At 70.0% G+C, this 21,354-nt stretch carries 21 protein-coding genes and 1 tRNA gene; 11 read left to right on the top strand and 11 right to left on the bottom strand.

Translation table 11 applies throughout. The annotated features are described in order from the left end of the window. The first annotated feature begins 2 nt into the window (after positions 1-2). The 3 genes from LHU95_RS09900 (at position 3) to LHU95_RS09890 (ending at position 3,768) form a co-directional block, all read left to right on the top strand. Positions 3-2,315 carry a xanthine dehydrogenase family protein molybdopterin-binding subunit gene (locus LHU95_RS09900; RefSeq protein ID WP_248711197.1) on the top strand — a complete coding sequence of 771 codons (2,313 nt, stop codon included), beginning with the start codon at positions 3-5 and terminating at the stop codon, positions 2,313-2,315. A 107-nt stretch (positions 2,316-2,422) separates the two neighbouring features. Beyond that, complete coding sequence (locus LHU95_RS09895; RefSeq protein WP_248711196.1) at positions 2,423-3,337, top strand: SPFH domain-containing protein; 915 nt, start codon at positions 2,423-2,425, stop codon at positions 3,335-3,337. Beyond that, a complete protein-coding gene (locus tag LHU95_RS09890) occupies positions 3,334-3,768 on the top strand; it encodes an NfeD family protein (RefSeq protein ID WP_248711195.1) in 435 nt (144 codons plus the stop codon). The genes LHU95_RS09895 and LHU95_RS09890 overlap by 4 nt, the downstream gene beginning before the upstream one ends. 82 nt (positions 3,769-3,850) lie before the next feature. Here the strand turns inward: LHU95_RS09890 and LHU95_RS09885 are convergent, their stop codons facing one another. Further along, positions 3,851-4,567, bottom strand: coding sequence for a class II aldolase/adducin family protein (locus LHU95_RS09885; protein ID WP_248711194.1), 717 nt, complete (start codon positions 4,565-4,567; stop codon positions 3,851-3,853). Here LHU95_RS09885 and LHU95_RS09880 point away from each other — a divergent pair. Further along, positions 4,566-5,546: a tripartite tricarboxylate transporter substrate-binding protein gene (locus LHU95_RS09880; RefSeq protein ID WP_248711193.1), complete on the top strand. Its 981-nt coding sequence runs from the start codon at positions 4,566-4,568 to the stop codon at positions 5,544-5,546. The two genes, LHU95_RS09885 and LHU95_RS09880, sit on opposite strands and share 2 nt — an antisense overlap. A gap of 10 nt (positions 5,547-5,556) precedes the next feature. Here the strand turns inward: LHU95_RS09880 and LHU95_RS09875 are convergent, their stop codons facing one another. From LHU95_RS09875 to LHU95_RS09860, 4 genes are read right to left on the bottom strand one after another with little or no spacing between them, the layout of a single operon-like run. Then, a complete protein-coding gene (locus tag LHU95_RS09875; RefSeq protein WP_248711192.1) occupies positions 5,557-6,531 on the bottom strand; it encodes a tripartite tricarboxylate transporter substrate binding protein in 975 nt (324 codons plus the stop codon). 48 nt (positions 6,532-6,579) lie between these two features. Beyond that, positions 6,580-7,239, bottom strand: a complete 660-nt coding sequence (locus LHU95_RS09870; RefSeq protein WP_248711191.1) for a hypothetical protein — start codon at positions 7,237-7,239, stop codon at positions 6,580-6,582. A 10-nt stretch (positions 7,240-7,249) separates the two neighbouring features. Beyond that, positions 7,250-8,653, bottom strand: a complete 1,404-nt coding sequence (locus LHU95_RS09865; protein WP_248711190.1) for an alkaline phosphatase PhoX — start codon at positions 8,651-8,653, stop codon at positions 7,250-7,252. Further along, positions 8,650-10,953, bottom strand: coding sequence for a molybdopterin-dependent oxidoreductase (locus LHU95_RS09860; protein ID WP_248711189.1), 2,304 nt, complete (start codon positions 10,951-10,953; stop codon positions 8,650-8,652). The genes LHU95_RS09865 and LHU95_RS09860 overlap by 4 nt, the downstream gene beginning before the upstream one ends. A gap of 70 nt (positions 10,954-11,023) precedes the next feature. Here LHU95_RS09860 and LHU95_RS09855 point away from each other — a divergent pair, with 70 nt between their 5' ends. The 7 genes from LHU95_RS09855 (at position 11,024) to LHU95_RS09825 (ending at position 16,878) form a co-directional block, all read left to right on the top strand. Further along, entirely contained in the window at positions 11,024-12,418 is a 1,395-nt protein-coding gene (locus tag LHU95_RS09855; protein ID WP_248711188.1) for an aspartate aminotransferase family protein, read from the top strand. Beyond that, positions 12,415-13,599, top strand: coding sequence for an O-antigen ligase family protein (locus LHU95_RS09850; protein ID WP_248711187.1), 1,185 nt, complete (start codon positions 12,415-12,417; stop codon positions 13,597-13,599). Before LHU95_RS09855 ends, LHU95_RS09850 begins: the two co-directional genes overlap by 4 nt. A gap of 3 nt (positions 13,600-13,602) precedes the next feature. Next, positions 13,603-14,385 carry an ABC transporter substrate-binding protein gene (locus LHU95_RS09845; RefSeq protein WP_248711186.1) on the top strand — a complete coding sequence of 261 codons (783 nt, stop codon included), beginning with the start codon at positions 13,603-13,605 and terminating at the stop codon, positions 14,383-14,385. Positions 14,386-14,428: 43 nt separating this feature from the next. Next, a complete protein-coding gene (locus tag LHU95_RS09840; protein WP_248711185.1) occupies positions 14,429-14,761 on the top strand; it encodes a DUF423 domain-containing protein in 333 nt (110 codons plus the stop codon). Beyond that, the gene (locus LHU95_RS09835; RefSeq protein WP_248711533.1) at positions 14,758-15,663 is read left to right on the top strand and encodes an SAM-dependent methyltransferase; all 906 of its coding nucleotides are present in this window, start codon (positions 14,758-14,760) and stop codon (positions 15,661-15,663) included. Before LHU95_RS09840 ends, LHU95_RS09835 begins: the two co-directional genes overlap by 4 nt. After that, positions 15,660-16,748 (top strand): enolase C-terminal domain-like protein, encoded by a 1,089-nt coding sequence (locus tag LHU95_RS09830; protein WP_248711184.1) that lies wholly within the window; start codon positions 15,660-15,662, stop codon positions 16,746-16,748. Before LHU95_RS09835 ends, LHU95_RS09830 begins: the two co-directional genes overlap by 4 nt. Before the next feature lie 55 nt (positions 16,749-16,803). Then, positions 16,804-16,878: transfer RNA gene (locus LHU95_RS09825), tRNA-Gly, on the top strand. Between the two features lie 618 nt (positions 16,879-17,496). On the opposite strand, the gene LHU95_RS09820 is transcribed toward LHU95_RS09825, so the two are convergent. The 6 genes from LHU95_RS09820 to cydB are packed head-to-tail and all read right to left on the bottom strand — an operon-like array spanning position 17,497 to position 21,353. Continuing rightward, entirely contained in the window at positions 17,497-17,778 is a 282-nt protein-coding gene (locus LHU95_RS09820) for a thioredoxin domain-containing protein (RefSeq protein ID WP_248711183.1), read from the bottom strand. Positions 17,779-17,786: 8 nt separating this feature from the next. Continuing rightward, complete coding sequence (locus LHU95_RS09815; protein WP_248711182.1) at positions 17,787-18,884, bottom strand: c-type cytochrome; 1,098 nt, start codon at positions 18,882-18,884, stop codon at positions 17,787-17,789. A gap of 51 nt (positions 18,885-18,935) precedes the next feature. Next, positions 18,936-19,712, bottom strand: coding sequence for a substrate-binding domain-containing protein (locus LHU95_RS09810; protein ID WP_248711181.1), 777 nt, complete (start codon positions 19,710-19,712; stop codon positions 18,936-18,938). Positions 19,713-19,726: 14 nt separating this feature from the next. Further along, positions 19,727-20,176 carry a DsrE family protein gene (locus LHU95_RS09805; RefSeq protein WP_248711180.1) on the bottom strand — a complete coding sequence of 150 codons (450 nt, stop codon included), beginning with the start codon at positions 20,174-20,176 and terminating at the stop codon, positions 19,727-19,729. Between the two features lie 44 nt (positions 20,177-20,220). Further along, a complete protein-coding gene (locus LHU95_RS09800; RefSeq protein WP_248711179.1) occupies positions 20,221-20,349 on the bottom strand; it encodes a DUF2474 domain-containing protein in 129 nt (42 codons plus the stop codon). Next, entirely contained in the window at positions 20,349-21,353 is a 1,005-nt protein-coding gene (gene cydB / locus LHU95_RS09795) for a cytochrome d ubiquinol oxidase subunit II (RefSeq protein WP_248711178.1), read from the bottom strand. Before cydB ends, LHU95_RS09800 begins: the two co-directional genes overlap by 1 nt. Between the last annotated feature and the right edge of the window lies 1 nt (position 21,354).

Raw genomic sequence — 21,354 nt, 5'->3', positions numbered from 1 at the left:
GGATGGACAAGTTCGGAATCGGCCAATCGGTGCGGCGCAAGGAAGATGTGCGTCTCCTGACGGGCACCGGCCTCTACACGGACGACATCAACCGCGACAACCAGGCCTGGATGGTGGTGCTGCGCAGCCCGCATGCCCATGCGCGCATCCTCTCGATGGACACCACCGCCGCCAAGGCCGCCCCGGGCGTGATCGAGGTGCTGACCGGCCATGACGCGAAGGCCGATGGCCTCGGCCTGTTTCCCGTGATGGTCGAAGTGCCGGGCAAGGATGGCCAGCCGCTCTGGTGCCCGGATCGCCACATCCTCCAAACCGAGGCCGTGCGCTTCGTGGGCGACCCCGTTGCCATCGTCATGGCCGAGACGCGGATGCAGGCCCAGGACGCGGCCGAGCTGATCGAGGTGGAATACGACATCCTGGACAGCATCACCGACACGGCCACGGCGCTGGAACCCGGCGCGCCGGTGATCTGGCCCGAGCGTGGCTCGAACCTCTGCGTACATTGGTCCAATGGGCGCGAGGCGCAGGCGGAAGCCGCCTTCGCCCGCGCGGCCCGGACCGTGCAAGTGGAGCTGGTGAATAACCGGCTGGTCGGCAACCCGATGGAGCCGCGCGTGGCCCTGGGCGAGTATGACCCGGCCGAAAATCACTTCACCCTGCACTCCCCCACCCAGGGCGTGGTGCGCGTGCGTGAGAGCCTGGCCATGTTCATCTTCAAGCTACCGAAGGAGAATGTCCGCGTCATCTCGCCTGATGTCGGCGGCGGCTTCGGCCTGCGGGGAAAGCTCTTCCCCGAGAGCGCCATGGTGCTCTGGGCGGCCAAGCGCATCGGCCGGCCGGTGAAGTGGCGCGCTGATCGCACAGAGACCTTCTTGTGTGATCCGCATGGGCGGGACCATGTGACCCATGCCGAGATGGCCTTCGATGCCGCGGGCAAGATCCTCGGCATGAAGGTGAACACCATCGCCGCCATGGGCGCCTATCTGTTCGATTTCGGGCCACGCATCCCGACGGTCGCCGGCGGGCGCATCCAGGGCACCGTCTATGACATGCAGGATGTCAGCATCCAGGTGCGCTGCGCCTTCACCAACACCGCGCCGACCGATGCCTATCGCGGTGCCGGCCGCCCCGAGACGGCCTATGTGATCGAACGGCTGCTGGACCAGGGCGCCGCGGCCTTCGGCATCACGCCCGACGAAATCCGCAACCGCAACTACGTGAAGCCGGACCAGATCCCCTACATCAACTGCGCCGGCAACGAGATCGACAGCGGCCGCTTCGAGGAGACCCAAACCCAGGCGCTCGACCTGATGGATTGGCAGGGCTTTCCGGCCCGCCGCGCCGAGAGCCACGCGCAGGGCAAGCTGCGCGGCCGCGGCATCGGCTATTTCATCGAGGCTTCGGGCGGGCAGCCGCAGGAATGGGCGCGGGTGCGCATCTCCCCGGCCGGCGAGGCGCTGGTGCTTGTCGGCACCTTCAGTCACGGGCAAGGGCACGAAACCGCCTTCGCCCAGGTGCTGCATGCGCGCCTCGGCATTCCCTTTGAGAAGGTGAAGCTCATCCAGGGCGACAGCGACCTGACGCCGGCCGGTGGCGGCACCGGCGGCAGCCGCTCCTCGCAGATGGGCGGTGTGGCTGTCTCCCGCGCGTCCGAGATGGTGCTGGCCAAGGCCAAGCGCGTTGCGGCCTTCCTGCTGGAAGCGGCGGAAGGCGATATCGAGCATGAGGGCGAGATCTTCCGCATCGCCGGCACCGACCGCACCATCAGCTGGGCGCAGCTCGCCCAGGCCGAGGGCATTCCGGACGAGACGCCGGGCCTGGACGAAGAACTCCTCTACAAGCGCAACACCGAGTGCAACTTCCCCAACGGCTGCCACGTGGCCGAGGTGGAGATCGATCCCGATACCGGCATGGTCGCCGTGGTGCGCTATGCCGCCGTGGATGATGTGGGCGTGCCGCTGAACCCGATGCTGGTGCATGGCCAGTGCCATGGCGGCATTGTCTCCGGCATCGGCCAGGCGCTCTACGAGCATGCGCGCTACGATGACGAAAGCGGCCAGTTCCTGACGGCCACTTTCCAGGATTACTGCATGCCCCGCGCGGCCGATCTGCCGGAGCTGACGGTGGGCCTGAACGTGGTGCCCTGCCCGTCCAATGACCTCGGCGTGAAGGGGGCGGGCGAAGGCGGCTCCTGCGGCGCGCCGCCCGCGGTGGTGAGTGCCGTCTGCGATGCGCTGGGGGTCGCGCATATCGATATGCCGATCACGCCCGAGAAAGTTTGGCGCGCGCTGGCGATGCGGCAGGCGGCGGAGTAAGCTCCGCCCGCTCCAGCATCTGGCATCCCCGGTGAATGGGGGTGCAGGGGACGTGTCCCCTGCTGGGGGAGCGCGAGGGGGCAAGGCCCCTTCGCAGGAGACCACGCATGGAATTGCTCATCCTCGCCGGCGCCATCCTGCTCGTCGCCGTCGTCGCCATCATCATGGGCGTACGGACCGTGCCGCAGGGCCAGGTCTGGACGGTGGAGCGCTTCGGCCGCTTTACCCGCACGCTCGATCCCGGCCTGCACCTCATCATCCCCCTGGTGGACCGCATCGGCCACCGGATGGTGATCCAGGAAACCGTGCTGGACATCCCCGAGCAGGCCGTCATCACCAAGGACAATGCCGCCGTTCTCGTGGATGGCATCGTCTATTACCGCGTGATGGATGTGGTGAAGGCGGCCTACCAGGTGGCGGGCCTGGCCAATGCGCTGGAGGCGCTGGCCATGACCAATCTGCGCAGCGTCATCGGCTCCATGACCTTCGATGAGACGCTGAGCAAGCGCGAGGAAATCTCCCGCCAGCTCATGACCGTGCTGGACGCCGCGACCGACCCTTGGGGGGTGAAGGTCACGCGCGTCGAACTCCGCAAGGTGGAGCCGCCCGCCAATCTGGTGGAGGCGATGAATTTGCAGATGACGGCCGAGCGCCGCCGCCGCGCCGTGGTGGCCGAAGCCGAGGGCAAGCGTGAGGCCGTGGTGCTGGAAGCCCAGGGCCGCAAGGAAGCCGCCGACCTCGACGCCCAGGCGCGCGAGCGCCTGGCCGAAGCCGAGGCCAAGGCCGTGACCTCCGTGGCGCTGGCCTCCGAAGGGGCCGGCAATGCGGCCCTCAGCTATTTCGTGGCGGAGAAGTACATCAAGGCGCTGGAGGCACTCGCCGCCAACCCCTCCACCAAGACGCTCATCATGCCGATGGAAACCGCCTCCATGGCCGGGCAGATCGCCCAGGTGATGGCGGTGATCGCCGCCAATAACACACCCCCGGCCGAGGCGGCGCCACCACGCCGCTACCCCGCATGAGCTGGGAAATCCTCGCCATCCTGGCGCTGGTCCTGGTGGTGCTGGAGATGCTGACGCCCTTCACCGTCTTTCTCTGGATGGCGGTCGGCACGGCGGCGGCGGCCGCGGCGTCCTATTACGGCGTGGCCTGGCCCGGGCAATTGGGCGTGTTCCTGGCCGGTACCTCGGGCAGCATCGCCACCTATTTCCTGCGGCGGCCGCGAAAGCCCGGCCCCGATGTCTCCGCCCCGGCGGGAATCCTGACCGGGCTGCAGGGGGTGGCGCTGAGCGAGATCGCGCCCCAGGGCCGCGTGCAGGTGGCGGATGGCAGCTGGCACGCGCGCTCGGTTGATGCCCGTGCCATCCCGGATGGCGCCGCGATCGAGGTGACCGGGCATGATGGCGCCACGCTGCTCGTCCGCGCGCTGGAGAGGCCCGTGGCCCCGCCCTAGGCGCGGCACCGAGCGCTCCGACAGGGTGAAAGCCCGCTTGGCGTCCCGCATCTGCGCCGGGATATTCGGCGGCACCCGCCACTCAGCTGCCCAGCTTCGCCACCCGCCCGGTCCAGACGCGCGCGATGGTGTTGGGCGTGAGCAGCCGGCGCGCAGTCTCCTCCGCCTCCTCGCGCCCCAGGCTCGGCACCGGGTGGTGCGGCGCGCCAGCGGCCAGCGCCACGCCGGCATTCTCCGCCATGTAGATCGCGATCATCACGGCCTCAGCGATGCCCGGGCCCACCACGACCGCGCCATGCGCGCGCAGCAACGCCGCCCGATGCGGGCCAAGGGCCGCGGCGAGGCTATCCGCCTTCGCCACCGTATCCACCAGCATGCCGCCGGCGCCAAAGGGCGCCGAATCCCAGAGCGGAATCTCCCACCCCGCGATGGCTCCGGTGTGGAAGACCGGCCGCAGCAGGGGCGCGCCCGGCAGGGTGAAGGGCAGCAGCGGGCGGGCGTGGTGGTGGATGCAGACCTGCACATCCGGCCGCGCGGCAAGGATGCGCGCATGCAGCACCGCCTCGGAATAGCTTTGCACCGTGCCATCCTCGCAACGGCCATCCGGCCCGTAGCGTCGCAAATCCCCCGGCGTGACGAGGTTGGGCGGCAATGCGCGGGACAGCCAGAAGTGTTGCGGATCGGCCGGATCGCGCAGCGCGACATGGCCGAAATCATCCACCACCCCCTCGTGATGCAGCACTCGATTGGCCAGCGCGAGGTCTTGCAACAGCGCGTCGCATGGCGAAGTGTCAGGCATGATCCAGAATCCCCTCTCGCGTCGCGCGCTGCTTGCCAGTCCTGCCCTCGCCACGCCAGCCCTCATGGCCACAGCCTGGGCCCAGCCGCGCGGCGTGCGCGTCGTGGTCCCCTTCCCGCCCGGCGGCGGCATCGATATCGCCGGGCGCATCTACAGCGAGGCGCTGGCGCCGATCCTGGGCGAGCCCTGGCTGGTGGAGAACCGCTCCGGCGCCAATGGCGCCATCGGTGCCGCGGTGGTGGCGCGGGCCGAGGCGGATGGCCGCACCCTGCTGTGCAATTCCGACAGCCATCTGCTGGCGCGCGGCGTGATGCGCCAGGTGCCCTATGACCCGATCGGCGATTTCACGCCCATCGCGCGCCTCGCCCTCTCGCCGCTGGTGCTGGTGGGGGCACCCGGCCTCGCCGCCGCCGACCTGCGCGCGCTGCTGGCCGAAATCCGCGCCAACCCGGATCGCCACGCCTTCGCCAACACTTCGCTCGGCACCTCGGGCCATCTGGCGACGGAGATGTTCCGGCTGGAGGTGGGCGTGCCGCTGCTGATCGTCTCCTATCGCGGCACCGGCCCGGCGCTGGCCGATGTGGTGGGCGGGCAGACAAGCCTGATGATGGCACCCCTGGTTTCCGCCCTGCCGCTGATCCAGGCCGGGCGGCTGCGCGCCTATTGCGTGACGGGGCCTGGCCGCGCCTCCGTAGCGCCGGAGATTCCCAATGCCGCCGAGGCCGGCATGCCCGCATTGGCGCCCATCGCGCCATGGTTTGCCCTGTGGGGCCCGAAGGGCCTGGGCACGGCGCAGGTGGAGCGCATCCATGCCGGCGTGCAACAGGCGGCCCAGGCCACGGAGGTGCGGCGCAAGCTGGCCGATCTTGGCGGCCAGGCGATCACGGACGAGAGCCCCGCCGCCTTCGCCACGCTGATCGCGGAGGCCACGGCACGCGGCCTTGGCATCCTCGGCCGCGCGGGCGTCCAGCCGGAATAGCCGGCAGGCGCTACCCCGCCGTAATCCCCAGGGCGCGGATCATGCCACCGATCTCGGTCACGTCCTTCTGCACGAAGGCCTGGAAGGCAGCGGGGCCGAGCGGTGTGGGCGTAATAGCATGTTCGGCCAGGCGCGAGCGCACCAGCGGCGTCTGCAATCCGGCCAGCGTCTCGGCCGAAAGCCGCTCCACAACGGCGGGCGGCAGGCCGGCGGGGCCGGAAATCCCCACCCAGTTCAGCGCGACCAGCGTGGGCTGCCCGGCTTCGATCAGGGTGGGCAGGCTGGGCGCCATGGCGTTGCGCTCCGGGCTGCTGACGGCAAGCCCGGTCAGCCGCCCTGCCCCGAAATGCTCGACATATTGGGGCAGCGTGTCGAAGGCGAGCGGCACCTGGCCGTTCAACAGATCCGGCAGCAGCGCCGCCGAACCGCGATAGGGCACATGGGTCAGCGTAATGCCGGTGGCGCGCTGGAACATCTCGGCCACGATATGCCCGACCGAGCCCGCGCCGGAGCTGCCATAGCTGGGCGGCGTGCGCTGCGCCCGCATCCAGGCGATCAGCCCGGCCATGTCGGTCACCGGGATGAAGCGCGAATTCACCACCACGGCCACGGGGGCTGCGCCCACATAGGTCACATGAGTGAAGCTGCGCAGCGGATCATACCCCGCCTGCGGATACAGCGGCGGCGAGGTGGTGATGGGCGCCGAGTTGGAGAGCAGCAGCGTGTAGCCATCCGGCGCCTCGCGCGAGACATGGAGTGCGGCGATGGTGCCGCCGGCGCCGGGGCGGTTATCCACCACGAAGCGCTGGTTGAAGGCGGCGGAGTAATGCTCGGCCAGGACGCGCGCCGCGATATCGGAAGAGCCACCCGGCGGAAAGGTGACGACGATGCGCACCGGCCGCGTAGGCCAGGCCGCTTGCGCGCGCGCCTGCACAGCCGGAAGGCAGAAGGGTGCCGCAAGCAGGGGCAAATGACGACGACGCATGGGCCAAACCTCCATCAATGAAGGGGGCCTTGCATCAAACGTGCCGGATTACGCCCCGATCATCTTCAGCGCCGCGCGCAGCCCAAGCAGCGTCGCGTCCCAGACCGGCTTGCCGGCATGGGCCTCGCCGATCAGCGGCACGGGGTAGTTGGTGCACCAGCCCAGCAGCAGGTCGCAATGCGGCGCCACGCGCGCGGCCTGCGCCTCGATCACACCGCGTGGCGTCGCGGCATAGGAGAGGTTGTCGGACAGCCCCAGATGGTCCTCCGCCGCAACCACCCAGCCGCGTGCGGCGAAGGCGGCGATGAGCCGGGCCTGATAGGCGTCGTTATAGGGGGTGATCAGCCCGATCCGCTGCGTCCCCAGCGCCGCCTCCAGCGCGAGGCCGGAGGTGGTGGCGGGAATCCCCGTCGCCGCCGTGATCCGCGCCGCGAGGTCACGGTCGTGATCGAGGCCGATGGCCCCCCCCTTGCTGCCATTCCAGAGAATGACATCGGGCCGCGCATGGCTGAGCAATTCCGCCGCGCGCAGCATGCCCTCCAGGTCGTAGCTGTCCGGGAAGGGGTCGCTCGTGCCGTGCACCGGGATGCGCGCGAAGATGGGCAGCACGCCGGGCACATCGCGCAGCGCGGCCTGCGTCACCGCCTCCACCACCGTATTGCCGGAGGGCGTGATGGTGCCGAGGATTTTCGGCCCGCTCAACAGCATGGGGGCAGGATCATCGCGCCAGCGCCAGCAAGGCCGAGCGCGGCGGCATGCCGGGCTCGAATTCCGGCCAGCGGGTGGCCGGGCGGTCGAAGGTCGAGCCTGGCTCGCTGCCGGGCCGGCGCGCCACGGTGAAGATGGTGCCGCCATCGGGCGAGACCACCGCATTGCCGATCCCGGCACCGCGCGCCGCGCCATAGAGCGCGGTGGCGTTGTTGCCCTCGACCGCCCAGAGCGTCTGCGCCCGCGCCCCCACCGGGCCGCCCGCATCCGTGCCGATCAGCAGGCGCCCGCGCGCATCCGCCGTGGCCGTCTGCACCGCGCCCAGGCGCTGGGTGTTGATCATCTGGCCCGCCATGCCGGGCGCCCCGGCATCGCCGCCATCGGGCACGAGGCTGAGCACGCCAAAGCCGCCGCAAAAGAGCAGGCGGTTGGCGCGCGCATCCCAATAGAGGCTGGAGGGCGCGTCAAACGCCATCCCATTCGCCGCCCGCGCCGCCTCCACCGGATTGGCGGCCGCGCCCTCCGGCAGGGCGACCCAGGTGATGCGCGCATTCTGCAACTGCGCCACGCTCAGCGTGCCTCGGTCCAGCGCATCGGCATCGCGCGCGGCGCCGGCGGAGACGAAGCGGAACAGATACCCCCCTGCCCCGCGCTCGGCCACATAGACCACCGCCTGGCCGCCGCGCGCCTGCGCGGCTGCCGCATCCGCCTTGCCATAGCGGCCGATGGCGGTGCGCTTGACCGGGATGGAATGCGGATCCAGCGGGTCCAGCTCCACCAGCCAGCCAAAGCCCTCGCCGCGCACAAAGCGCCGGTCGAGGCTGCCGAGCCGGGCGGACCACAGCGCCGGGTCGCCCTCGGCCAGCAGCAGGGAGGCCCAGGGGGTGGCCCCGCCGCCCTGGATGCCCAGCACGCCCTGCACGGCGCCGCCCGCCTGCTCGGCCAGCGGGCCGGAAGCGCGGCAGAGGGTGGAGGCGGTCAATCGGCGCGACTGGAAGCCGCCATCCACCACGATCCATCGCCCGCCCTGCAATTCCAGATTGAGCAGCGAGGCGCCCTGCATCTGCGCCGCCACATCCGGCCGGTCCTGGCCCGGAAAGGCCATGGCGGCCTCGACCGTGGGATGCGCCACGGCGAGCACGGCGCGCGTGGTGCCATCTGCCGCGGCGGGCGGCACGATGATGGCCGCGATGCGGGCGTCCCAGCCGAATTGCGCGGCCGCCGCATCGGCATCCACCTGGCGCGGATCGAAGGGCGGCGCGTCAAAGGTCACGCGGTCCCCCCAGCGGATCAGCACGCCACGGCGCAGCCCCGCCCCCACCGTGTCATCCTGCGCGACGGCGGACGCGGTTTGCGCGGCCGCGCCGAGCGGCAACAGCGCCGGCGCGGCCAGCAGGGCACGACGCGCGATCATGCCGGCACCTCCGCGATCACTCCGTTCTCGATCAGGGGCGGCACGAAGGAGCGCACCGGCGGCAGCGCCTCGGTCCAGGGTTCCACCCGCACCAGGCAGGATTGCGCGGAGGGGCCCTGCGTCAGGCTGGAACTGCCGATATCGGCGGTCAACACATTGGGGTTGCCATGCACGCAAAGGCTGCCGGGCACGCCAGGCTCCAGCGGGTCGAACCAGGCGCCGGTCGCCAGCAGGGCCACGCCGCGCGTCAGATTCGCGTCCAGCCGCACGCCGGCGAGGCAGGCGCCGCGCGCATTGAAGACGCGCACCACCTGGCCGTCATGCAGGCCGCGCGACGCCGCATCCTCCGGGTGCATGCGGATCGGCTCGCGGCCTTGGATCTTGTCGCGCGCCGCGATGGGCCCGGGGTCGAGCTGCGAATGCAGCCGCGTGGGCGGCTGCTGGCTGAGCATGTGCAACTCATCCGGCGCGGCGCCGCCCAGCCATTCGCGCGGCGTGAGCCAGGTGGGATGGCCCGGGCAATCGGCGCGGTTGAAACCCGCGATGGCCTCGGAAAACAGCTCCACCTTGCCGGAGGGGGTGTTCAGCGGGTTCGCCTCGGGGTCGGCCGCGAAATCGCTGAACTGGGTGAAGGCCTCATGCGCCTCGATCGGCGGCATTTCCACATGGCCCTCGGCCCAGAAGGCGTCGAAATCCGGCGCATCGAAACCCAGGCGCCCGCAGGCCGTGCGCCATTTGTCATACATGAAGCGCAGCCAGGCGCCCTCATCCCGCTGCTCGGTGAAGCGGGCGCGGAAACCCGCGGCATCGGCCAGGTCGGCCAGGATATCGTGGTCATTGCGCGCCTGGCCCTGGGGCGGGATCGCCTGGTGCATGGCGCGCACGAAGCGATCGCGCGAGGAATGCGCCATGTCATTGCGCTCCAGCGTGGTGGTGGCCGGCAGCACAATATCGGCGTGGCGGGCGAGTGCCGTCCACCAGGGCTCCTGCACCACGATGGTCTCGGGGCGGGACCAGGCGCGGAGCAGGCGGTTCAGGTCCTGGTGGTGATGGAAGGGGTTGCCGCCCGCCCACCAGACCATGCGGATATCGGGCAGCGGCAGATCCCGCCCGTTGTAGTGCAGCGTGCCGCCGGGCCGCTCCAGCAACTCCGTCACGCGGCCCACGGGGATGAAGTCGGAGACCGGGTTGCGCGCGGCGGGCAGCGAGATGCTGGGCATCTCCCGGCGCGGATTGCCGATCCCGCCGGAGGAGCCATAGCCGAAGGCCACCCCCTGCCCCGGCTTGCCGATATTGCCGAGCGCCGCAGCCAGCGCGATCAGCGCCCAGTAGGGCTGCTCGCCGTAATCGGCGCGTTGCAGGGACCAGGCGGCGGTCAGCATGGTGGGCTGCGCCAGGCATTGCTCGGCCAGCGCGCGGATCGTGCCCGCCGGCACGCCGGTGATGCCCTCCGCCCATTCGGGCGTCTTGTCCGTCAGCGTCGGCGCCAACTTGTCCCAGCCGACGCAATGCGTGGCCAGGAACGCGCGATCCTCTCGGCCGAGCGCCACGATATGCTGGATCATGGCGAGGATCATCGCCGCATCCGTGCCAGGGCGGATCGGTACGAATTCGGCGGCCAGCGCATCCTCCGTGTCGCCGCGATAGGGCGAGATGTTCACGAAGCGCAGCCCGGCGGCGCGGGCCGCGCGCATGTTGGGGCCATAGGTCATGGCGGCCCCGCCCGATGTGACATAGCCATTCTTCGCGGCCAGCCCGCCGAAGCAGAGCATCAGCCTCGCGTGCTGCGCGATGGCGGCCCAATCCGTCATCCGGCCCAGCACCACCTCATTGGTGCCGACCACATGCGGGATCAGCGCCTGGGCCGTCGCGTAGGAATAGGCGTTGATGCTGTAGGTGTAGCCGCCGCCCATGCCGAGGTAGCGCTGCAACTGGCTCTTGGCATGGTGGAAGCGCCCGGCGGAGGACCACCCGTAGGAGCCGCCATAGATCGCGGAATCTCCATGTTCGGCGCGGGTCCGGGCGGTTTCCTCGGCCAGCAGGCGTGTCACGCGGTCCCAGCTGACGGGAACGAAGGCGTCCCCGCCCCGCGCATGCCCCGCGCGGCGGCCCTCCAGCCAGCCCTTGCGGATATAGGGCTGATCCACCCGCGCGGCACTGTGCACCGTTGCGGGGACGGACTCGATGAGGCTGGCCGGCACTGGGTCCTGCGCGAAGGGGCGCACGGCGACGACGCGCCCGCCCTCGGTGATGGCGTCATAAAAGCCCCAATGGGCGGCATGCGGCGTGATGCGGGTCATTTCGACGGTATATCCCCTTCCGCGCGGCGCCGGGAGGGATAGACTGCACCAAAGCTCAAAGGATGCCCTGATGACCCCGCCGCGCAATTCCAATGCCGCCCGCGATATCGCGAACCTCATGCACCCCTACACGGATGCCCGCGCGCATCAGAAGAACGGGCCGCTGGTCATCACCCGGGGCGAGGGTGTCCGCGTCTTCGACGAGCAGGGCAACGGCTATATCGAGACGGTGGCCGGCCTCTGGTGCGCCTCGCTCGGCTTCGACAATGAGCGGCTGGTGCAGGCGGCGCTGAAGCAGATGCGGCAACTGCCCTTCTACCATTCCTTCACCGGCCGTAGCCATGAGCCGGCGATTGACCTCGCTGAAATGCTGATCGAGCGCGCACCGGTGCCGATGAGCAAGGTGTTCTTCTGCAACTCGGGCTCCGAGGCGAATGACACCGCGGTCAAGATGATCTGGTACTTCAACAACGCCATCGGGCGGCCTGAGAAGAAGAAGATCATCGCCCGCATCAAGGGCTATCACGGCGTCACCGTCGCCTCCGCCTCGCTGACCGGGCTGCCCTATAATCACAAGCTGTTCGATCTGCCGATCGCGGGCATCCTGCATGCCGGCACGCCGCATTATTACCATTGCGCCCTGCCCGGCGAGAGCGAGGACGCCTTCACCACCCGCCTCGCCAATGAGCTGGAGGAGATGATCGTCCGGGAAGGGCCGGAGACGGTCGCCGCCTTCTTCGCCGAGCCGATCATGGGTGCGGGCGGCGTCATTGTGCCCCCCGCTGGCTACTTCGAAAAAATCCAGGCGGTGCTGCGCCGGCATGACGTGCTCTTCGTGGCGGATGAGGTGATCTGCGGCTTCGGGCGCACCGGCAGCTACTGGGGCTGCCAGACCTTCAACATCCAGCCCGACATCCTGACCTGCGCCAAGGCGCTGAGCAGCAGCTTCCTGCCGATCTCGGCCGTGCTGGTGAATGACCGCGTCTTCCAGGGCCTGGCCGATGGCTCGGCCGGGCTTGGCACCTTCGGCCATGGCTATACCTATTCGGGGCACCCGGTGCCGGCCGCCGTCGCGGTCGAGACACTGAAGATCTATGACGAGATGGACCTGGTCGGCCATGTCCGGCGCGTGGCGCCGAGCCTCCAGGATGGCCTGCGCAGCCGTTTCGCGGATCATCCGCTGGTGGGCGAGATTCGCGGCGTCGGCCTGATCGGCGCCGTGGAGTTCGTCTCCAACAAGGAAACCCGCGCGAATTTCGACCCCGCCGTGAAGATCGCCCCGCGCCTGGTGAAGATCGCCGAGGGGCATGGGCTCATCATGCGCGCCCTGCCCGGCGATGGCATCGCCTTCTCGCCCCCGCTCATCATCACGGTGGAGGAGGTGAATGACATGCTGGACCGCTTCGGCCGCGCGCTGGATGACCTGACGGTGCAGATCCGCCGCGAGAGCCTCGCCGCGGTGTGAGCACGCGCCTCTGGCCGCTGGCGGTGGCGCTGGCGGCCGCTCCCTTTGTGGTTGTGCTGCAAAACCGCACCCTGGCCCCGATCACGCTGCTGGCCTTTGCCGGCGTGATCCTGGCCGGGCTGCGCGCCGGTTGGCGCCCCGGGCCGCCGCCCCGGCTGGTCTGGCCGGCGCTGGCGCTGCTGGGCTGGGCCACGATCTCTGGGCTTTGGGCACCCGAACTGGGCCGCGCCCTGGATTCCGTGCTACGCCTGGGCCTCACCCTGGCGCTCGCCGTGCTCGCCGCCGATGCGCTGCGCGGCGCGCCGGCCACGCCGCTGATCCCGCGCGCGGCCGCCCTTGGCCTGGGGCTGGGCATTGCCGCCGCGCTGTTTGACGATCTTTCGGGCCATGCGCTGCGCGCCTTCGTGCGCCGGCTGAACGAGGCGCCGGTGACGCTGGCCTTTGGGCTGAAGAATGCGGCTTCGGTGATCGCGCTGCTGCTGCCGCTCGCGGTCTTCGCCCCCACGTTGCCGCGCGGGGTACGGGTGGCACTAGGCCTCTCCGGCGCGGTCGTAGCACTGCTGTTGCCGGGCGAGAGCGCCAAGCTGGCGGTGCTGGTGGGGCTCGCAGTGGGCCTGGCGGCCGGGCTGGCGCCGCGCGCCACACGGATGGCGCTGGCGGGGGTGGCGGCGGTGCTGATCCTGGGCCTGCCCTGGATGCTCGGTGCGACGCTTCCGCGCGATGCGAGCGCCCTGCCCAATTCCGCCGCGCATCGCCTGCTGATCTGGGATTTCGCGGCCGAGCGCATTGCCGAGCGGCCGGTCCTGGGTTGGGGCATGGATAGCAGCCGCGCCATCCCCGGGGGCACCGGCCGGCCGGACGCCGCGATGCGCGACGCCTTCGGCCTGACCTCACCCGCCGCGGCGCAGTGGTTCGCCCAGGCGCAGCTGCTGCCCCTGCATCCGCACAACCTCGCCCTGCAGGTCTGGCTGGAGCTTGGGCTGATCGGCGCCGCGCTGATGGCGCTTCTCCTGGCGATGGTGGCACGGGCCTGCCGCAGTCCGGCCGCATGCGGGGCCTTCGCAGCGGGGCTCGTCATCGCCATGCTGAGCTATGGCGCGTGGCAATACTGGTGGGTCTCGGGGCTGCTCTTGGCCGCGGTGACGGCCGGCGCGCTGCCCGCCCGCGCACAGGAGAGCTGAGCCATGAAAATCCCCCGCCGCGCCGCGCTGCTGGCACTCGGCACCACGCCAGCTTTGGCGCAAACCTCGCTCGCGCGCGCTTTCGCGCCCGAGGGAAAGCTCCGCGCCGTGATCAACCTGGGCAACCCGATCCTGGCGGGCCGCGCCAGCGAGTCGGGGCCGCCGCATGGCGTCTCGGTGGACCTGGCCGAGGCTCTGGCGCGCCGGCTGGGCCTGGAAGTGGAGCTGGTGACGGTGCCCGCCGCCGGACGCGCGGTGGAGACCATCCGCTCCGGCCGCGCCGATATCGGCTTTTTCGCGGTGGACCCCGCGCGCAGCCAGGGCATTGATTTCACGGCGCCCTATATCGAGATCGAGGGCGCCTATCTGGTCCGCGACGCATCCCCCCTCACCCGGCTGGAGGAAGTGGACCGCCCCGGCACGCGCATCGTGGTGGGGCTGAACAGCGCCTATGACCTGTTCCTGACCCGCGAGATCCGCCACGCGACGCTGATCCGCGCGCCGACCTCGCCGGCCGTGGTGGAGACGTTTCTGCGCGAGGGCCTCGATGTGGCGGCAGGCGTGCGGCAGCAACTGGAGGCCGACCAGGCGCGGCAACCCGGCCTGCGCCTGCTGCCCGGCCGCTTCATGGTGATCCATCAGGCGATGGGCCTGGCGGCCGGCCGTGACCCGGCGGCCTTGGCCTACCTGGCCGGCTTCGTCGAGGAGATGAAGGCCTCGGGCTTCGTGGCCGCTGCCTTGGCGCGGCACGGCATCCAGGGCGCCTCGGTCGCGCCGCCCAGGTAGGGGGACGCTCGCGCCCAAGCCCAAGCCGGCCTAGCCTCGCGCCATGCAACGTTTCTGGTTCAGCGCGGCGGGGCTTTGCGGCTTCCTGGCCGTGGGCCTCGCCGCCATCGCCGCCCATGTCGCCCTCGATTCGCGGGCCATGGTGCAGAATGTCGCCATGCTGCTGGGCTGGCACGCGCCGGCCTTGATCGGCCTGGCGCTGTGGCAACGCGGCGCCTGGGTGGCGGGGCTTTTGTTGGGGGGGCTAGGCCTGTTCAGCGGGGCGGTGCTGGTGCGCGCCTTCCTGGGCGTCTCGCTCGGCCCGGTAGCGCCGATCGGCGGCATGACCATGATGGCCGGCTGGCTGCTGCTGGCCGTGCTCGCGTGGCGCCGATGATCCGCGCCGCCTATCTCGCTGATGAGGGGCTGGAGCGGCCGCTGGCGGAAGAGCTGGAGCTCTCCGGCCGCCGCGTCTCGGCCTGGCATGGGCGGCTGGCCCTCTCGCCCGATCCGCCGGCGCCGGCGGCCTGGGCGCTGGATATCTGGGATGAACCGCGCGAAATCCCCGCACCTTCGGTCAAGCTCGCGGCCGATGGGCTGCGCGCCATCCAGCGCAACTGGTCCCTTGTGCCGGCGCAGCATCACCGCCGCGCCGCGCTGATCGAGGAGCGACTGCCGCCGGTGAAGGCGCGCCCGCTGGTTTTCCCCGAACCGGCACCCACCGGGCATCTGGGCGGCTGGACGCTGCTGACGCAGGAGCTGATCCTCGCCTCGCCCACCAAATCCTCGCCCTTTCCGGGGGGTGCGCCGCGCTTCATCGAGGATCGCGAGGGGCCGCCATCGCGCGCCTATCTGAAGCTCTGGGAAGGGCTCACGCGGCTCGGCCGGCATCCGGGGCCGGGCGAGACCTGCCTCGACCTCGGCGCCTCGCCAGGGGGCTGGAGCTGGGCGCTGGCGCAGCTGGGCACGACGGTGATCGCCGTGGACAAGGCACCGCTGGAGGATCGCGTCATGGCCATGCCGGGGGTCACCTGGCGGCAGGACAGCGCCTTCGCCCTGCCGCCCGAGCCGGTGGATTGGCTGTTCAGCGATGTGATCTGCTATCCGGCGCGGCTTCTCGCCCTGGTGTCGCGCTGGCAGGGCTTTGCGCGGAACATGGTCTGCTCGGTGAAATTCCAGGGCGAGACCGATCATGCGGCCGCCGCGCAATTCGCCGCCATTCCGGGTGCGAGGCTGTTTCACTCGGCCCATAACAAGCACGAACTGACCTTCGCCCGGCTCGACGGAGACACGCCATGACCGCGCTCACCATTCGCAGCATCAGGATTCGCGCGGTGGACGCGCCGATGGACCCGCCGCTGCGCAACAGCCTGAATGTGATCCATCGCGCGCCGCTCGTGATTGGCGAGGTCCAGACCGAGCAGGGACCCTGCGGCACCGCCTATGCCTTTGCGTATTCGCCGGCGGCGCTGGGCCCGCTGGCGGCCCTGACGCGTAACATCGGCGCTGGGCTCATTGGGCGGGAGGTGGCGCCGCAAAAGCTCTGGGACGAGTTGCAGAATGGCCAGCGCCTGCTGGGCGCCGAGGGCCTGGTGATGATGGCGATCTCGGTGCTCGACATGGCGTTGTGGGATGCGCTGGCGAAGGGCGCCGGGCTGCCTCTGGCGCGGCTGCTGGGGGGCGATCTCTCCCCGATTCCCGCCTATGGCAGCCTGCGCGGCTGGGGGCCCGCCATGCTGGCCGAGGAGGCCGGGCGGGCCGTCGCGCGGCACGGCTTCCGCGCCGTGAAGTGCAAGCTGGGCGCCCCCACCTTGGCGGATGATCTGGAGACGGTGCGGGCGTTGCGCGCTGCCATCGGCGATTCGGTCGAGATCCTGGTGGATTACAACCAGGGACTCGACCGGCCGGAGGCGCTGCGCCGCGGCCTGGCACTCCAGGCCGAGGGTGTGCGCTGGCTGGAGGAGCCGCTGCATGTGACGGATGATGCCGGCCTCGCCTGGCTTTCGGACCAGCTGGAGATGCCCGTGCAGGGCGGCGAGAATTGGTGGGGCGTGGCGGGCATGGCACGCAGCCTTGCTGCCCGCGCCACGGATCTGTGCATGCCCGACGTGATGAAGATGGGCGGCGTGACCGGCTTCCTGCGCGGCATGGCGCTGGCCGCGGCGCATCGCGTGCCGCTGTCATCCCATATTTTCATCGAGGCCAGCGCGCATCTGCTGAGTGTTTCGCCGCTGCGCCATTACCTGGAGCATCTCGATATCGCTGGTGCCTTGCTGCGCGTGCCGCTGCGCGTGGAAGGCGGCATGGCGCAAGTGCCGGACCGGCCGGGGCTTGGGCTGGAATGGGATGAATCCGCGCTGATGTCCCATGCGGCAGACGCATGACATAGGCGGGTTGCCAAGCCTCGCGACGCATGGCACATGCTCTCCCACGGAGCGGGCGGGCGTAGCTCAGGGGTAGAGCACGACCTTGCCAAGGTCGGGGTCGAGGGTTCGAATCCCTTCGCCCGCTCCAACTTCCCCAATTGGTTTCAAGCGGTCACGGGCCTTTCGGGCACTCGGGACAAGCTGGCGCTATTCGGACTGCACGGATTTTGCACAGGCCAATCCGAGGTCCACTTCCCCGTTCCACCACGCGCGAATGGCTTCCGCCCGCAGGCCGGGCCTCCGGTGATCATATCACTCCACCATTCGCGCTGTTCCCCAGCCGCCCTCATCTCGAAGCCTGAGCAAATCGCGATGCACCTCATAGTGCCAGGACGCCCATATGTGGCGAGTGTCATGAGGGGTGACCTCCGGCACGTATCGGCGCCCGCCCGATGGGTAGACCGTCCACTTCCCTGGAAGCCCTGCCCTGGCGCACGCGCCCGCCCAGCCGGATTTGAATTGCCCGCCGCCGGACTCCACATCACGGAAGCGCTCCCCAAGCGGAATCGGCTCGCCGTTGGTCTTCACCCCGGGCAGCCGCGTACGGAACACTGCGCCCTCGCGATGCGGCAGCGAGCTGAGCGCTTGGACCACGACAGGCGGCAGTTCGACATATTGGGCCACGGCCCCGTTGGACCTCTTCGTGATTTGGAGGACCGCCCGGCGCTCTTCGAGATCTACCGCAGACCAGTCGACCGATAGGGCTTCAGTTGCCCGGCAGCCAACGCCAAGCGCGAAAATGATGACGGGCTTCAGGTGTGGAGCGGCAGGGGCCGCACCAGGAGGCCCAGAAATCCACCAGCAGCGGCAATCCGCTGAGGCGCAGATGGCGCCGAAAGCGTTCCTCGGACAGCGCCAAAGGCATGCCAGTGAACAAGGGCGACTTGCAGCTGCCGCAGCGTGGCCCGTCGGCGAGGCGCGTCGTGGGCACGCGGTTGATCGCGTCGCATCGCGGACAGAGGATCTGGGTTGATTCGGTCATCTCCATGCCCTCCGTCACGGCAACGCGCGCGCCGCGGCGGGGTTGGCGCGCAGCCAGTCCTGGATCGGCTGCCAGGGGCCGAAGCGGTGCTGCTCCGCCGGGAAGGGGCCGACGAAGGGCGGGTAGGCCGCATCGACCGGCTTGGCCGAACGATCGGGATAGTCGGCCTCAAGACCTGCCCGACGCGGGCGTGGCTGCGTGTTGACGAAAGCCATCACGTCGAAGGCATCGGCGGGCGGAATGGCCGGCGCTTCGAAGGTCGTGCCGAGCGGCATGTTGCCGTGCACGAAGCGCGCGGCGGTGATGATGCGCGCCATCCCGGCGCCGTCATTGTAGCTGTCTGGTCCCCAGAGCGGCGGGAAGCGATAGCGCCGGCCCGTCTCGGCGGCCTCTGCCGCTTCCAGCCTTTGGCCCAGGCCGTCCGCGCCATGGCAGGCAGCGCAGGTCTCGGCATAGACGACCTGGCCGCGCACCGGATCGGCGGCGCGGTCGGGCAGCGGCAGGGGCGGCGTGCCGCGACCGACCAGCGACTGCCCCACGCGCTCGGGCGCGCTGATGTGTCGGATGTAGGTCATGATGGCCTTCATCTCCGGCCCGTCCACGGCGAGCGCGCGGCCGTTCATGCTGCGCTCCATGCAGCCGTTCACGCGTTCCTCCAGCGTGCGCACTTCATTCTCGCGGCCGATGTACTGCGGAAACACGCCCCACACGCCGGCCAGCGGAATGCCGAATTGCTGCGTGCCGGCTTGGATGTGGCAGGACTGGCAGTCGAGCCCGTTGCCGGCATGGCGCATCGCAGGGTCGGGCGCATCGGGGCCGATCAGCGATGAGGTGCGGGCGATCAGGTCCCGCCCATGGCGCACGGTGCGGCCATAGGCATCGTCGGGCAGCGCATCGGGGTCGGGGATGTCCCAGGCCGCGGCTGTAGCGGTCGGCGCGGGCGCTGGGCTCGCGACGCTCGCGGGACGTGGCGGCGCAATCGCTTGCCTGTAACCTTCGGCCTGCGGCGGAGGCAGACTGGTTGGGGTGTGTGGCGGTCGCTTGGCGAAGAGCGCGACGACGCCCACAACGACAAGGCCGGCGATGATCATGTTCGAACTTGGCATACGCATCACAAACCTCTCCCTTTGGCCTCCCTCGGGCTTCTTGTCAGTTCAGACGCGTTATCCGCTCCAGCCGAAGCGGGCGAAGATCCGCACGCCCTCGGGGCCCGCCAGGAACGCCGCGAAGCGCCGCACCTCCTCGCGCGCCGCGCCGGTCTTGGTCAGCACGGTGCCGCTCGAACGCCAGATACGGAACGGCTCCTCGATCTCCACCAGGTCGGCGTGCTCGGGGGCGGCGATCTGCCAGTGATTCCACACCAGCCAGACATCATAGGCGTCAGGCTTGCCGCGCCATTCCTGCTGCGCCGCGCCGGTGTTCGGCGCCACCAGCACGATGCGTTCACGCATGGCACGCAGCATGGCGATGTCGCCGGTGCGGCCCGCCACATCCTCCCAGAGCGCGACCTGGCCGGCGCCGCCAGTGGCCAGGATTCGGGCCTCGACCGGCGGCCGGGCCAGCAGGTCGCGCAGCCCGGTGATGCGGCGCGGATTGCCGCGGCGCACGAGCAGCGCCGAAGGGCGCAGGAACAGCGTGGTGCGGGTCGTGGGGTCGAGCACCTCGCGGAACTGCGCCATGAAGTCATCCATCATGTATTCGGCGCCGGAGAAGACCATGTCGGCCTCGGCCGGGACGCGCCCGGCCCAGCCCGGCGTCGGGCCGGCGACGATCTCGACCGGGATGCCATGCGCGGCCCGAAAGGCTTCGGCGACCGCGCGCATGGCGGGGGCCGGCCCACCGGGGCCGAAGGCACGGACCGGGGTTGGCGCCTGGGCGCGCGCCGGTGCCGGGAGGGCGACCCAGCCGGCGGCCAGGAGAAGCAAGCGACGATCGATCATCGGTCTACCCCCGCTCAGAACGGCAGCACGGTGGTGGCCCGATCGATCAGGCGGCGCGCCATCTCGGGCGGCTGCGCGGGGCGTACGCCCTCGATCAACGCCTCGGGCCCGACGCCGGCATTGGGCAGATACAGCGCGCAGACCTCGGTGCGCACACCGGCACGGACCATGCCGGCGAGCATCTGTGCCGGCGTCGCATTCATCGGGCGTAACGGCGTGGCGGCCGGGCCGGGCGGCTCACGCCGCGTCAGGTCGGCGGCAGGGCCGCAGAGCATCACCTCAACGGTGGCGCCCTGCGCGCGCATGGCGTTGAGCAGCACGAAGGCCATGCCCTGGACCTGGGGCTCGGTGCTTGTGACGAGGGCGAGAACGCGTTGCGGCTCCTGGGCGGCGACGGGTGTGGCGGCGATTGCCGTGGTGGCGAGCAGGGCCAGGCCGGCGTTGCGAAGCGTTGTGCGTGTCATGGAGGCGGTCCTTTGCGGGTGCAGGAAGGCGTTGCGCGACGTATTCATCGCAGCGCGAGCTTGATGGCGAAGCCGATGACGCCGAGGCCGAGCACGCTTCCCGCCCAAAGGGCGGCGAACCACGCGAGTCGAACGCCCAGCGAGCGGGATGGTTGCGGGTGGGAAGCGTCCATCAGTGGTAGCCCCCCACGGCATTCACCTTCCCGCGAAACACCCAATAGGCGTAAGCGGTGTAGGCGAGGATGATCGGGATCAGCACCACGCCGCCGATCAACAGGAAGGACAGGCTGTTGTCCGGCGCGGCCGCTTCCCAGATCGTCACGGCATGCGGCACCAGGTAGGGGAAGAAACTGATGCCGAGGCCGATGAAGCACAGCACGAAGAGGCCCAGGGCAGCCAGGAAAGGCGCGAGCTCGCGCCGCTCGGTCAGGCCACGCAGCAGGAGATATCCCGTACCGAGCACCGCCAGAGGCACCGGCACCACGAGCAGGATCTGCGGCCAGCCGAACCAGCGCTGGGCATAGGGGCCGTTGAGGAAGGGCGTCCACAGGCTCACCACGCCGATCAGCAGCAGCGTCGCCGGCGCCACCCAGAAGGCGATGTCATAGGCGCGGCGCTGCACATGGCCCTCGGTCTTGAGGATCAGCCAGGTGGCGCCGAGCAGCCCATAGCCGATCACCAACGCCACGCCGGTGAGGATGCTGAAGGGCGTCAGCCAATCCCAATGCCCGCCGGCATAGGCCCGGTTGGCGACCGGGATGCCCTGCACCAGCGCGCCGAGCGCCAGCCCCTGGGCGAAGGCCGCGAGGGTGGAGCCGCCGGCGAAGGCCCAGTCCCACAGAAACTTGCCGCGCTTGGTCTTCCAACGGAATTCGAAGGCGACGCCGCGGAACACCAGCGCCAGCAGCATGACGATGATCGGCACATAGAGCGCCGACATGATGATGGCGTAGGCCAGCGGAAACACCGCCAGCAACCCGCCGCCGCCCAGCACCAGCCAGGTCTCGTTGCCGTCCCAGACGGGTGCCACGGAGTTCATCGCCTCGTCGCGATGCGCCTCACCGCGGATCAACGGGAACAGGATACCGACGCCGAGATCGAAGCCGTCAAGCACGACATAGGCCAGCACCGCGAAGGCGATCAGCCCGGCCCAGATCAGAGGAAGGTCGAGGGTCATG

It is taken from the genome of Sediminicoccus sp. KRV36, assembly GCF_023243115.1.
Taxonomy (GTDB): domain Bacteria; phylum Pseudomonadota; class Alphaproteobacteria; order Acetobacterales; family Acetobacteraceae; genus Roseococcus.
This window is presented reverse-complemented; position numbering and strand designations above follow the sequence as displayed.